The sequence below is a fragment of the Nocardia gipuzkoensis genome, assembly GCF_021183645.1.
GTDB classification, from domain to species: Bacteria; Actinomycetota; Actinomycetes; order Mycobacteriales; family Mycobacteriaceae; genus Nocardia; species Nocardia abscessus.
Window position 1 is genome coordinate 3108499 of record NZ_CP089225.1, and the last position, 13047, is coordinate 3121545.

The following is a 13047-nucleotide window of genomic DNA, read 5'->3' on the forward strand; positions in this document are numbered from 1 at the left end:
GACGACAAAGGGCGACCGGCCCCAGCGGCCGGTCGCCCTTTTCGCGCGTGCAAGGCGTTACCGATGCGGGTCGCCCGCGGTCGCGAACAGACCCTCCAGCGCGGTGATGAAGAACGGGAAGTGGCCCGCGAAGCGCTGCAGGTTGCGGTCGCGTTCGAAGCCGCCGAACCAGTAGAGGCCGGGTTGCGCGTCGGCCGACGGATCGAGATCGCGGAAGGCGCGGATCCAGTTGTCGGCGCGCGCGCCGAGCACCATGAACGGCAGCGCGCGGGAGAAGACGGTCTCCTGGTCGATCGGCGGGATGTGTTCGCGCCGAGTGGTTTCCAGGCCGCGCTGCAGGGCGCGGATCTGCCGGGCGAGCTCCAGCCCGCGCGCCGTCCGTGCGGGCAGGTACCTCGGCGTGAGCAAGGTCGCGACACCGCCGAGCGCGATGGCGACACCGACCAGGGCGTGCCCGGACGTGAGCGCGAGCGCGACGGTCGCCGCGACACCGGCCACGACCAGCGCGCCGCCGAGCCACACCGCGAAGCCGGGCTGCTTGCGGTCCAGGAAGTTGCCCCGGGCCACGGCGTCGGCCACCAGCGCGGTGCGTACCGGACCGGAGCCCACGCGACCCGGCTTGCGCAGGTCGGCCAGTGTCACCGCGTCGGAGCCGTCGGGCAGTAGCGCGTGGTAGACGGCCTTCTCGTAGTCGCGCAGCTGGTCATCGGGGGTGTTCACCCGGGTGATCCGCCAGTCGCTGTCGCTGAGCGGGGTGATCCGGATGTACCGGCGCACCGCGAGATCCACCACGGTGGCGGCGATGTCGACCGGATCGACGAACCCGTCCAGTAGCAGGCCCGCTTCGCCGGGCAGCGCACCGTCGGGCGAGGTGAACTGCACGCGGTCGCCGTCGCGCAGCAGCGGGTCGATCGTCTCCGAACCGCCGTCCATCGCCGCGTCCTGGCGGCGGACGCGCAGTACGAAGGCGACCAGTCCGGCCAGCGCCACCAAGAGGACGCCGAACGCCACGAGCACCGGGGTGGTGATCGTGAACGGGCCCGCGTCGCCGCTGTCGCGCACGTCGGCGTTGTTCGGCACGGTGCCGGGCGGCAGTTGCAAGGTCAGGTCGATCGCGTCGCCCTTGTGCAGGTCGGTCTGCTCGAGGAAAAGGACGCCGTCGGCCTCGATCTTGACGTCGGCGCACGGCCGGGTGTTGCCGGGCGGGCCGAGTTTGCAGTCCACGATGCCCATTTCGAAGCTCGGGCTGATCAGCGAGGCGCTGATGGACGCGATGTCGGTGTTGAGCACACCGAGCCAATGGAACACCTGGGTGCCCTGCGCGCCGCTGACGGTGTTCCGCACGGAGTACCGGAAGGTGGATTCGCCGGGCCTGGCCTCGATGGTGAACTGGTCGTTCGCGACTGTCGCGGTGCCCGCGCCCTCGGTGTCCACGTCGGTGACCCGGAAGACGCGCTCGGCGTCGTCGCTCACCTTCAGCCGCAGCGGAAGCGACATCCGGAAGGAGCCCTCCGGCGGTACCGAGACCTGTTCGACCACTTCGAGGACGCCCTCGCGGTTCAGCTTCAGATCGGCGGTGATGGTCACGCCGTCCGGCGCGGGCTGGGCCTGGGCGACCGGGGCCGTCGCGGACAGTCCCACGACGGCGAGAAGCAGCGCGCCTAGGGCGGCCCCCCGAAAAGTCAGCATGGCTGCCTACTCTAGACAGCTTGCTATTCTGCGTCAGCGGCTGTCGGCGATCACTAGGACTAGGGGGTACGGGGGCGTGACACAACCACCGTACGGACACGGACCGGTCCCGCACGGGGGGCGTCCGGTTCCGCCGCCGCCCGGCTACGGTGCGCCCTATGGCCCGCGGCCGGGCTACGGTCCGCCACCTGGGTACGGCCCACCGCCCGGCTATGGTCCGCCGCCCGGATATGCCCCGCCTGCTTACGGTCCGCCCCCGGGTTACGGCCCGCCGGTCCCGCCGCCGATGCCCTACGGTCCGCCGGGACGGCCGCCCTACCCGCCGCCGCGCAAACGCGGTGGCGGCGGATGGGTGGTGCTGCTGGTGGTCGTCGTTTTCCTGGTCGCCGCGGGGCTGGTGCGCAACGCCATCTCGGTGGGACGCAACGACAGCGACGCGTCCGGCCCGCAACCGAGCTTCACGTTCGACGCCCAGCCGGACGGCTCGATCGGACCGTCGGAAACCGGCAACAATCCGCTGCTGACCGACCCGAACGCGACGCTGATCCCGGCGCGATGCGACTACGCGCGGTGGGGCACGCAGGTGGACGCCGCCCGCAAGTTCTTCGAAAGCGCCGCGTCGTGCCTGGAGACGGCCTGGAAACCCGTACTGCGCAAGGCGAACCTGCCGTTCCAGCCGCCGTCGCTGAACGTCAGCGCGACCACGGCGGGCATCACCACGCCGTGCACCGGCTCGACCAGCAATTTCGCCGCGTTCTATTGCCCGGCGAACAAGACGATCTACATGCCGATCAGTCAGTTGCAGACGGACTTCTTCAAGGACAACTGGGTGGTGTACCTGTCGGTGTTCGCGCACGAGTACGGGCACCACGTGCAGGCGATGTCCGGCATCCTGCGCAAGGCCAACAGCGAGCGGGCGGACGCGGGACCGCGCACCGCCAAGGGCCTGGAGCTGTCCCGCCGGGTCGAATTGCAGGCCAACTGCTTCGACGGCATGTACCTTGCCTCCTCGGCGGAGGGCGGCTCGCTGACCGATCCGCAGCTCACCTTGGCCCGCAAGGACGCCTACGGGCGCGGCGACCAGGCCGGGGACATGCGGGACCACGGCTCCGCCGAGAACGGCGGGCAGTGGTTCGAGACGGGTGTGGACAAGAACCGTGCGGCGCAGTGCAACACGTTCACCGCGTCGGCGAGTTCGGTGAGCTGATTCCCGTTCAGTCCCGCTGATCGTCATCGAGCGGGCGATCGGGGTGCGGACGCCCGAAATGCCCCTCGCCGAGACGGCGTGGCGCGTGTCCGTGCACCCCTTCGGCATACGCCGTCTCGGCGTGCAGGGCGAAGTCGATGCCGGCGGTCTCGTCCTCCTTGCTGACCCGGAATCCGACGATCAGGTCGATGCCCTTGCCGAGCGCGAACGAGACGCCGAAGGCGTAGGCCGCGACGACGAGCACCGCCACCAGCTGCTTGCCCAGCTGAGCCAGGCCACCGCCGAAGAACAGGCCATCGACGCCGCCGGTCATCACCTGGGTGGCGAGCAGGCCGATCAGCACGGTGCCCACGATGCCGCCGACGAAGTGCACGCCGACCACGTCGAGCGAATCGTCGTAACCTGCCTTGAACTTCCAGCCCACCGCGAACGAGCACACCACGCCCGCCGCGAGCCCGACCAGCAGCGCGCCCAAGGTGTTGACCGACCCGCACGAGGGCGTGATGGCGACCAGACCGGCCACAACGCCGGACGCGGCGCCGAACGTGGTCGGCCTGCCGTCGCGGATCTGCTCCACCGCGAGCCAGCCGAGCATGCCGAGACAGCCCGCCACCAGGGTGTTCAAGAAGACGGCCGCGGCAACGCCGTTGGCGGCCAGCGCCGAGCCGGCGTTGAAGCCGAACCATCCGAACCACAGCAGGCCCGCGCCGAGCAGCACGAAGGGCAGGTTGTGCGGGCGCATCGCGTCGGTCCTGAACCCGATGCGCGGGCCGAGCACCAGCGCGAGGGCCAAGGCCGACGCGCCGGAGGCGATCTCCACCACCAGCCCGCCCGCGTAGTCCAGCGCGCCGAACGAGGCGAGCCAGCCGTCCGGACCCCACACCCAGTGCGCGATCGGCGCGTACACCGCCAGCGCCCACAGCGGCACGAAGATCATCCACGCGGCGAACTTGGCGCGGTCGGCGATGGCGCCGCTGACCAGCGCGGCGGTCAGGACGGCGAAGGTGAGCTGGAACGTCGCGAACAGCAGTTCCGGCACCGAGCCGCGCACCGAGGTCGGGTCTATGCCTGCCATGCCGAAGTGCCCGAGATCGCCGATCAGGCCGCCGCCCGCGTCGGCACCGAACGCCAGGCTGTAGCCGAGCAGTAGCCACACGACGGTCACCAGCGGGATCGCGATGAAGTTCATCATCAGCATGTTGAGCACGCCGGTCGAGCGCACCATCCCGCCGTAGAAAATCGCCAAGCCCGGGGTCATCAGCAGGACCAGAGCTGTGCTGATCAGTAGCCAGGCGGTGGCCGCCGGGTCGATGGTTGCAGACACGGGTTCACTCCTTCCGCGCGCGTGCGCTGCGAGGAAGTTACCGAACGGTCGCTCGCGGCCCGACAGCCCATCGGTCGAAGCGCGTTTCCACGGTTCAGGCCGGAGACCGGCCCTGCCGGACGTCGCGCAGCCATTCCGTCACCGACTCCGCTGTCGGCGGGTCGGTGCCGATCAGATCGAGCACGCTGTAGCCGAGGCACGCGGCGCTCATTACGCGCGAGGCGACGGCTTCGGCATCGCCCCAGGGCAGGAAGGGTTTGGCCAGCAGCAGGGAGGTGATGCCATGGGCCACCGACCACAGCTCCAGCACGATCGGCAGCGGGTCGCGCGGCGCCATCGTCCCGTCGTCCATGCACTTGCGCACGGTGGTCGCGAAATGCTGGAAGGCCCCGCTGGTGAGGACCTGGTCCACCGCGCCTCCGGTCTCGGTCGGCGCGGTCGCCAGCCGGTACTGCTCGGGATGCTCGAGGGCGAAGCGGACGTAGGCCATGCCTTGATCGTGCAGCTGGGTCATCGGGGAGGTGGTGGGATCGGTGGCGGCGCGCATCGCGTCGGCGAGGTCCTCGAAGACCTGCGCGACGACCGCCTCGATGAGCTCGTCCTTATCGGCGAAGTGCCGGTAGATCGACGGGGCGCTCACCCCGACCAGCTCGCTCACCGCGCGGATCGAGACCGCGTCGGCGTGCCCGGTCCTGCTGAGCAGTTCGGCCGTCGCGCGCAGGATCTCCTCCCGCAGCTGGGCGCCGGACCCGCGCGGCGACCGCGGACGCCTGCCACCGATCACGCGCGTCCCGCGGTTTCCAGCGGGCGGGCGGCGATGTCCTCCTCGCCTTCGGTCAGCCCGATCTTGGCGTGCAGGCGGGCCAGGGGCGCGGGCGCCCACCAGTTGGCCCTGCCGAGCAGGCGCATGAGCGCGGGCGCGAGCAGGCCGCGGATGATGGTGGCGTCGACGAGCACGGTCAGCGTGAGGCCCAGGCCGAGCAGCTGCATGAACGACACCTTCGAGGTCACCAGGGCGCCGAGCACGATCGCCATCAGCAAGGCGGCCGCGGTGAAGATCCGGCCGGTGCGAGCCAGGCCGACCGCCACCGCGCGGGTGTTGTCGTGCGTGGCCAGCCATTCCTCGCGCACCCGCGAGAGCAGGAACACCTCGTAGTCCATGGACAGGCCGAAGGCCAGGCAGAACATCAGGATCGGCATGGTCGGCACCAGATAGCCCACCGGGGTGAACCCGAGCAGTCCGGACAGGTGGCCCTCCTGGAACACCCACACCATCGCGCCGAAAGCGGCCGCCAGCGACAGCGTGTTCAGCAAGAGCGCTTTGATCGGCAGTACGACACTGCCGGTGAACAGGAACAGCACGACGAACGTGGTCAGCGCGATCAGAGCGGCGGCGAGCGGCAGCCGGGCGGCCAGGGCGTGCAGTGAGTCGGCGTTGGCCGCCGCCGCGCCGCCGTAGAGCGCGTCGCCCGGCGCCGGGATCGCCCGGATGTCCTTCAGCTGACGTTCACCGGCGGGCGAGAAGGGGTCGAGCTTGGTGGCCACGCTCAGATAGGCCCCGGTGGCGTTGACCATTCCGGGCGGAGCTGCCGCGACTCGCGTGCCGCTCGCGTAGATCCCGGCTCCGGACAGCACCGCGGGCACGCCGTCGACCTTGGACAGTTCGGCGGCGTACCCGCCGAGCGCCGCGACGTCGACGCGATAGCCGTCCAGCACGATCGTGGTGCTCGCGACCGGATCGGCCTGGGGGAACTCGGTGCGCAGGGCATCGCCGACCTGGCGGCTGGAGGCGGTCGTCGGCAGCACCCGGTCGTCCGGGTAGCCGAACTGCACCGAGAGGAACGGTGCGCCGAGCGCCAGCAGCAGCGCGATGATCACGATGGCGACCGGCGCCGCGTGCCGCATGACCACGCCGGCCAGCCGGTACCAGCCGCTGTCCTCCGGTGCGCGCGGGCCGGGCGCGGGCGCGCCGCGGCGGAACAGGCGCCGCAACGGAGCCCGCAGGTCGAGCGAGTTCACGCGGTGTCCGAGCAGGACCAGCGCGGCGGGCAGCACCACGATCGAGGCGGCCGCCGCCGCGGCGACGACCGCGACGCCCGCGTAGGCGAAACTCTTCAGGAAGTACAGGTCGAACACGCTCAGCACGGCCATCGACAGCGCGACGGTGAGCGCGGAGAACAGCACCGTGCGCCCCGCGGTCTGCACGGACCGGATGGTGGCCGCCGCCGGATCGAGGCCGTGCGCGAGTTCCTCCCGGAAGCGGCTGACGATGAACAGGCTGGAATCGATGGCCAGCGCCAGGCCCATGGCCGTCGTCATGTTCAGTGCGTAGATCGACACATCGGTGAACAGGGTGAACAGGCGCAGGATCGCCAGCGTCGCCAGGATGGCGAAGATGCCGATGGTCAGCGGGAGGGCGGCGGCGACGAGGCTGCCGAACACCAGGATCAGCACGATCATCGACAGCGGCACCGCGACGCCCTCGGCCAGCGCGAGGTCGCGGGTGGTCTGCTCGGTGACGTCGTGGTAGATCGCGGCGATGCCGCCTTGCCGGACCGTGACGCCGTCGGAGACGCCTGCCAACTGCCGCTCCAGTTCGCCCGCGGTCTGCTGAACCTGCGTTTCGTCGCCGTCGAGGTAGGCGACGACCAAGGCGCTCTTGCCATCGGTGCTGCGCAACGCGTTCGCCAGCGGCTGCGGCGTGGTCCAGTAGGACTGGACGCCCTGCACGTCCGCGCGCGTCTTCAGCGCCTCGGCCAGCCCGACACCAGCCGCTTCGGTGGCCGGATCGTCCGCGCCCGCCTCGGAACCGACCAGCAGGACGAAGTTGGGCGCCGCGCCGGCGAAGTTGTCCGCGATCAGCTGATTGACCTGCGCGGATTCGGCATCGGCAGAGGTGAAACCGCCGGACTTCAAGTGCGCGGGCGCGGTGGCCCCGAAGACGCCGCACAGCAGGGCGATGGCCGATGCCGCGGCCAGCACGGTGCGCGGAGATCGGGTGGTGAAACGGGCAATCCGGGTCAGCATCGCGGCTCCGCTCGTTAGGCTAACAGCGTTAGAGTAACGCCGTTAACCTATGGTGTCGATTCCGCGGATGCGCCCGACGTCAGCCGCGGGACTTCCGGATGGCCCGCAACCCCCTCCGCCCGGGCACGGGGAGGTCGTCCTGCATCTCCACCCACTCCGCGGTGGTCAACCACAGCTGCTGGACGCGGGCGTCGGCGGTGTTGTGGAAGATCCGGCGGCCCCGGTCGTCGCGCAGTTCTTGCGCGACCACCGACCAGCGCGGCGCGCGGCCGTGTTCGTCCAGGTAGTCGGCGAGGTATGTCGCGATCGCGGTGCCGATGGTGTTCACCGGGCGCAACGAGACCCGGTTGCCGTACTGGGCGGCGTAGAAACGCCGTGCGGCGCAAAGGGATCGGGGGTTGGCGTTCGAAGCGATCCACCCGGCACGCTGGGCCCGCTCGATCAGCCAGAGGTGTTTGACCGCCGACGGCGCGATATTGCCGACGTGGGTGCGGATCAGCGTCATGATCTGCTCGCTGCACAGCACGTCGCGGCGGGTGGGTCCATAGCCGTGCGCGGTCCAGTGCGCGTCGGCGAGTTTGGCGAGTGCGCGGCCGAAGTCGTCGATGCTGCGCTGCGCGCGCCTGCCGAGACGTTCGATGCGCTCGGCCTCGCGGCGCATCTCGTTCTGCGCGGTCAGGGTGCGGATCGCGGCCATGGTGGGCACCTGGCCGCGTTCGAGGAGCTCGAGGATGGCGGCGGCGGTGGCCGGATCGGCTGCCGCGGTCACCGGCAGTGAGTCGCGCTTGATCGCGAACTCCTGCGGGCTGATGGCGCGGCTCAAAAGGGCGACGGCGGAGCGGTCGCCTGCGAAATCGGTACTGGACAGCCAGGCGGCGGCGATGTCGTCACACGACACGGTGGACGGTCCTCCGGTGGAAGTGGGAATTAGCGCTGGTCACCCGTGGGCCGAGCTCTGCTGGTTGTGCCCCGGTCGGGATGAGGGACCGGCCGGGGTCACCAACCTGATGAAGGTTTGGCTACCGAAGTTGCCGAATGCCACGTTAGCCAGCCGATTGCATCGGTGTCACCCTTGGTGACGGTTTCGTTATCTCCAAAAATTTGGGGTAAAGCGGGGTGTGAGTTCATATTTTCCAGATCGGCGGGGGTGGCGTGGCGGCGAAGTTCCGAATTCGCGCGGTCCGCATAAGCGATAGCTCGAAGGTTGCCATCGCTGTGTATCCCGGCTGGCCGCCGAAGAAGGCGGCGAGCATGTTGTGACTTGTATCACATCTATGGCCGCCGCACCGGCCCGGAACGGCGCACCAGGCGGGAATGTCCTTTGTCGGTAGTCGCCGGTAACCTCTGGCCGTGGCTCTGTACCGGAAGTACCGACCGGCAACGTTCGCTGAGGTGGTGGGTCAGGAGCACGTCACCGACCCGCTGAGTATCGCGCTCGACACCGGGCGGATCAGTCATGCCTATCTGTTCTCCGGTCCGCGCGGCTGCGGTAAGACGTCGTCCGCGCGTATTCTCGCCAGATCGCTGAACTGCGCGGAGGGGCCCACATCGACGCCCTGCGGCACCTGCCCGTCCTGCGTCGCGCTCGGCCCCGGCGGTCCGGGCAACCTGGACGTCATCGAACTCGACGCCGCGAGCCACGGCGGTGTCGACGACACCAGGGAATTGCGCGACCGCGCCTTCTACGCACCCGCCGAGTCCAGGTACCGGGTGTTCATCGTGGACGAGGCGCACATGGTGACCACCGCCGGATTCAACGCGCTGCTCAAGATCGTCGAGGAGCCGCCGGCGCATCTGATCTTCATCTTCGCCACCACCGAGCCGGACAAGGTGCTGCCCACCATCCGCTCGCGCACGCACCACTACCCGTTCCGGCTGCTGCCGCCCGCCACGATGCGCGGCCTGCTCGGCCGGATCTGCGAGCAGGAGCACGTGCCGGTCGAAGAAGCGGTGTACCCCTTGGTGATTCGCGCGGGTGGCGGTTCGCCGCGCGATAGCCTGAGCGTGCTCGACCAACTGCTGGCGGGTGCGGGCCCGGAGGGCGTCACCTATGCTCGCGCGGTCTCGCTGCTCGGCGTCACCGACGTGGCATTGATCGATGACGCGGTCGAGGCGCTGGCCGCCGACGACGGCGCCGTGTTGTTCGGCACCGTCGACCGGGTGATGGAGGCGGGCCACGACCCACGTCGTTTCGCCGTCGATCTGCTCGATCGCTTCCGCGACCTGATTCTCTTGCGCGCGGTGCCCGACGCCACCGAACGCGGTTTGGTCACCGGGCCCGGCGACGTGCTCGAGCGGATGCGCGACCAAGCCGCGCGGCTGGGCTCGGCCACCCTGACTCGTTACGCCGAGCTGCTGCACGAAGGTCTCGGGGAGATGCGCGGCGCGACGGCGCCGCGACTGCTGCTCGAAGTCGTCTGCGCGCGCATGCTGCTGCCATCGGTGTCGGATACCGAATCCGCCACGCTGCAGCGGTTGGAACGGCTGGAGCGCGGTCTGGCGGCTGGCTCGTTCGCCGCTGCCCCCGCCGCGTCCTCGCCAGCCGCTCCCACCCAGCCGCCGGCGGCGGGCGGACCCCCGTCGGAGCCGCCCCGCCGCCGTGGGGCAGAGGCACTGGCAGCGATTCGCCGCGAGAGTCCCGCGCCGGTCGGACCGGGGGGGAGCTCGTCGTCCGGTTCCACTGCCGTAGTGCCTGGTGGCGGAGCCTCTGGCGGTGGTGGCGAATCCGCGGGTGCCGGAGAAGGTCGTCGGCCGACCTCCGCGGACTCGGTTGCGCCGGGTGTGGGTGTCGAGGGCGGCGCAGATCGTATTGCGCCGGTCGCCGAGCCGCGCTTCGATCCCGGATCTGGCGGCGGTGCGGCAGGGATGACGTCGGGAGGGCCGAGCGCGCACTCGGGTACTCCGCAGAGTGGAACGGCCGAATCGTCCGGGGGGCCTGACGTCGCCGTCACCCGCGGTGCGAGTGCGGGAGCGGGGCGCCTTCCTTCCGAATCCGGGGCGCCGCAGCGGATTTCCGACGATGTCGCGGGTTCGGGGCTCTCTCCGGCGGCGCAGGCAGCGGATTCTCGGGCATCGAGCGCGCAGGTGCCGGGCCCGGCCGCCGGGCGCGACCCCGTGGCCGCCGATTCGGCCGTCGTGCGAAGTTCCCCCGCCGGGCACGGCGATCGGGATCGATCCGGCGCGTCTGCGTCCCGCGTGCCCGGCGCGTCTGCGTCCGAGGTGCCCGGCGCGTCTGCGTCCCGCCTGCCCGACGCGCCCGCGACCGGCGCGACCGACGCGACCGCGACCGGCGCGCCGTCATCGGAGCCCGCTTCCGATCCTTCCTCCGCGCCGAGTGGTGATCTGTTGCGCGAGGTGGAGGCCGCCTGGGTGGATATCCGGGCCAAGGTGCGTGAGTTCGGCGCCGCCGTGCAGGCGATGCTCGCCGGTGCGTCGGTCGCCCGAGTGGAGGGCGAGGTGATCGTCTTCGCTCATCAGCACGCGCCGCTGGCGCAGCGATTGTCCGATCCGCGGAATCTGGAAGCGGTCCGGTCCGCGGTGCGCGCGGTGCTCGGTCGCGACCACGAAGTGCGCTGGGAAGCGGGTGGCGCGGCGCCACGTCCCGCGGCCGCGCCCCGGTCCGGCGGTGCGGGCAACCGCACCCGCGGGCAGGCGGGCAATCAGCCGGGACGTGAATCCGGCAACGCGGCGGGCCGTGCTCCGGACGCCGCCGCCCCGCCGCGGTTCTCGCGCCCGAGCCAGACCCGGAACGGGGGCGCCGACAAGTCGGGCAACGCCGGGCGCTCGCGCGCGACCGGCGCGAACCCGCGCCCGTATCCCGCGGACGACGACATCCCGCCGCCCGACTACCCCGACCTCCCGGACGATCCCGGCCCCGCGGATTATCCGCCGCCGTATGACGCCGAACCGAGCGGAAACGACGCGGCGAGCGGCCGCAGCGGGGCCGGTGACGGCGTCGTCCCCGCCTCGACGCCGGAAGAGGAGCAGGAGATGATGGCCGCCGCGGCCGACCCGGTCGCTCCCGGCGACCGGCGCGACCCGGACGAGGTCGCCCTCGAATTGCTGAAGAGTGAGCTGGGTGCCACACGGCTGGATGGTTGACAACCACCGCTCCGACGACGTTAAGTTAACCGGAGTTCGCACTCCACGGTAGTATGAGCGGGTAGCCGTGAGCTTCGGTACGCCGACGTTCTATGGTATGCCCAGGCGTACGAGCGACCGGGACGTGCGTCCGCTGTTGCTTGCCTGGTTTTGTACAGCGTTAGGAACGGTCGGTCGCAAGGCCGGTCGGCGAGGTCATCCGCAGCCACGCCGCACCCGCGGTGTCGCCGCACACCAGCGCTCGGACGGGACGAACGTGCCGGACGGTCGCACAGGAGCGCTCGGACGGACGAATGTGCCGGCCGACCGCAAGGAGCGCTCGGACGGACGAATGTCCGGCCGCCGCACATTGAGGAAGGAACACTCCGATATGACCACAGAGGCCTACATTTACGAGGCCATCCGCACCCCGCGCGGCCGTGGCAAGAAGAACGGCTCGCTGCACTCGGTCAAGCCGATCGACCTGACTGTTGGTCTGATCCAGGAGCTGCGCGGCCGCTTCCCGAACCTCGACGAGGACCGGATCTCCGACCTGATCCTCGGCGTGGTGGCGCCGGTCGGCGACCAGGGCGCCGACATCGCCCGCACCGCGGTCACCGTGGCCGGCCTGCCCGACACCGTCGGCGGCTTCCAGCTCAACCGCTTCTGCGCCTCCGGCCTCGAGGCGGTCAACCTGGCCGCCCAGAAGGTTCGCTCCGGCTTCGACGACCTGGTCATCGCCGGTGGCGTCGAGTCCATGTCGCGCGTGCCGATGGGCTCCGACGGTGGCGCCTGGGCGCTGGACCCGGCCACCAACTACGACACCTACTTCGTCCCGCAGGGCGTCTCCGCCGACCTGATCGCCACCATCGAGGGCTTCAGCCGCGACGATGTCGACGCCTACGCGGTGCGCTCGCAGGAGCTGGCCGCCAAGGCCACCACCGGCGGCTACTTCGCCAAGTCGATCGTCCCGGTCAAGGACCAGAACGGCATCGTCGTGCTGGACAAGGACGAGCACATGCGTCCCGGCACGACCGCCGAGGACCTGGCCAAGCTGCAGCCGTCCTTCGCCGTGATCGGTGAGATGGGTGGCTTCGACGCGGTGGCGCTGCAGAAGTTCCACTTCGTGGAGAAGATCAACCACGTGCACCACGGCGGCAACAGCTCCGGCATCGTCGACGGCGCCGCGCTCGTGCTCGTCGGTACGGAAGAGGCGGGCAAGGCCTCCGGCCTGACCCCGCGTGCGCGCGTCGTCGCGACCGCCACCAGCGGCGCCGACTCCACCATCATGCTCACCGGTCCGACGCCGGCCGCCAAGAAGGTGCTGGCCAAGGCTGGTCTGACCCTCGACGACATCGACCTGGTCGAGATCAACGAGGCGTTCGCCTCCGTGGTGCTGAAGTTCCAGAAGGATCTGAACGTCCCGGACGAGAAGCTGAACGTCAACGGCGGTGCGATCGCGATGGGCCACCCGCTGGGTGCGACCGGCGCGATGATCACCGGCACCATGGTCGACGAACTGGAGCGCCGCAACGGCCGCTACGCGCTGATCACCCTGTGCATCGGCGGCGGCATGGGCGTGGCGACCATCATCGAGCGGGTCTGAGCCCCAACCGACAGCTATTTCACTACGCGGCGTGAGCGACGGGCCCGGAGCAGGCGGCCTGCGTAACCGAGCAGGCATCGCGAACGCCGCAATTCAATCAGGAGACACACAGCT

Annotated in this window: 8 protein-coding genes; 3 read left to right on the forward strand and 5 right to left on the reverse strand. The window is 70.3% G+C overall.

Annotated features, from left to right (window positions below):
* Nucleotides 1–57: 57 nt before the first annotated feature.
* Nucleotides 58–1689 (reverse strand): DUF2207 family protein, encoded by a 1632-nt coding sequence (locus LTT66_RS14090; RefSeq protein ID WP_233067507.1) that lies wholly within the window; start codon nt 1687–1689, stop codon nt 58–60.
* Nucleotides 1690–1975: 286 nt separating this feature from the next.
* Between LTT66_RS14090 and LTT66_RS14095 the strand changes: the two genes are divergently transcribed.
* On the forward strand, nt 1976–2896 hold the full coding sequence (locus LTT66_RS14095; protein ID WP_269822010.1) for a neutral zinc metallopeptidase: 921 nt from the start codon (nt 1976–1978) through the stop codon (nt 2894–2896).
* 7 nt (nt 2897–2903) lie between these two features.
* Here the strand turns inward: LTT66_RS14095 and LTT66_RS14100 are convergent, their stop codons facing one another.
* From LTT66_RS14100 to LTT66_RS14115, 4 genes are all read right to left on the reverse strand, one after another.
* On the reverse strand, nt 2904–4154 hold the full coding sequence (locus LTT66_RS14100; protein ID WP_233069232.1) for an ammonium transporter: 1251 nt from the start codon (nt 4152–4154) through the stop codon (nt 2904–2906).
* A 160-nt stretch (nt 4155–4314) separates the two neighbouring features.
* On the reverse strand, nt 4315–5004 hold the full coding sequence (locus tag LTT66_RS14105) for a TetR/AcrR family transcriptional regulator (protein WP_233067510.1): 690 nt from the start codon (nt 5002–5004) through the stop codon (nt 4315–4317).
* The gene (locus LTT66_RS14110; protein WP_233067511.1) at nt 5001–7247 is read right to left on the reverse strand and encodes an MMPL family transporter; all 2247 of its coding nucleotides are present in this window, start codon (nt 7245–7247) and stop codon (nt 5001–5003) included. The genes LTT66_RS14105 and LTT66_RS14110 overlap by 4 nt, the downstream gene beginning before the upstream one ends.
* Before the next feature lie 79 nt (nt 7248–7326).
* Nucleotides 7327–8145, reverse strand: a complete 819-nt coding sequence (locus LTT66_RS14115; RefSeq protein ID WP_233067513.1) for a hypothetical protein — start codon at nt 8143–8145, stop codon at nt 7327–7329.
* A gap of 452 nt (nt 8146–8597) precedes the next feature.
* On the opposite strand from LTT66_RS14115, the gene LTT66_RS14120 reads away from it, so the two are divergent.
* Both LTT66_RS14120 and LTT66_RS14125 read left to right on the forward strand, forming a co-directional pair.
* Nucleotides 8598–11348, forward strand: coding sequence for a DNA polymerase III subunit gamma and tau (locus tag LTT66_RS14120; protein WP_233067515.1), 2751 nt, complete (start codon nt 8598–8600; stop codon nt 11346–11348).
* Between the two features lie 370 nt (nt 11349–11718).
* Nucleotides 11719–12933 carry an acetyl-CoA C-acetyltransferase gene (locus LTT66_RS14125; protein WP_063018946.1) on the forward strand — a complete coding sequence of 405 codons (1215 nt, stop codon included), beginning with the start codon at nt 11719–11721 and terminating at the stop codon, nt 12931–12933.
* The last annotated feature ends 114 nt before the right edge of the window (nt 12934–13047 follow it).

Coding starts and splice junctions, on each gene's coding strand:
- LTT66_RS14125 (WP_063018946.1), top strand. CDS start 11,719: ATGACCACAGAGGCCTACATTTACGAGGCCATCCGCACCCCGCGCGGC.
- LTT66_RS14100 (WP_233069232.1), bottom strand. CDS start 4,154: ATGACCCCGGGCTTGGCGATTTTCTACGGCGGGATGGTGCGCTCGACC.
- LTT66_RS14090 (WP_233067507.1), bottom strand. CDS start 1,689: ATGCTGACTTTTCGGGGGGCCGCCCTAGGCGCGCTGCTTCTCGCCGTC.
- LTT66_RS14110 (WP_233067511.1), bottom strand. CDS start 7,247: ATGCTGACCCGGATTGCCCGTTTCACCACCCGATCTCCGCGCACCGTG.
- LTT66_RS14095 (WP_269822010.1), top strand. CDS start 1,976: ATGCCCTACGGTCCGCCGGGACGGCCGCCCTACCCGCCGCCGCGCAAA.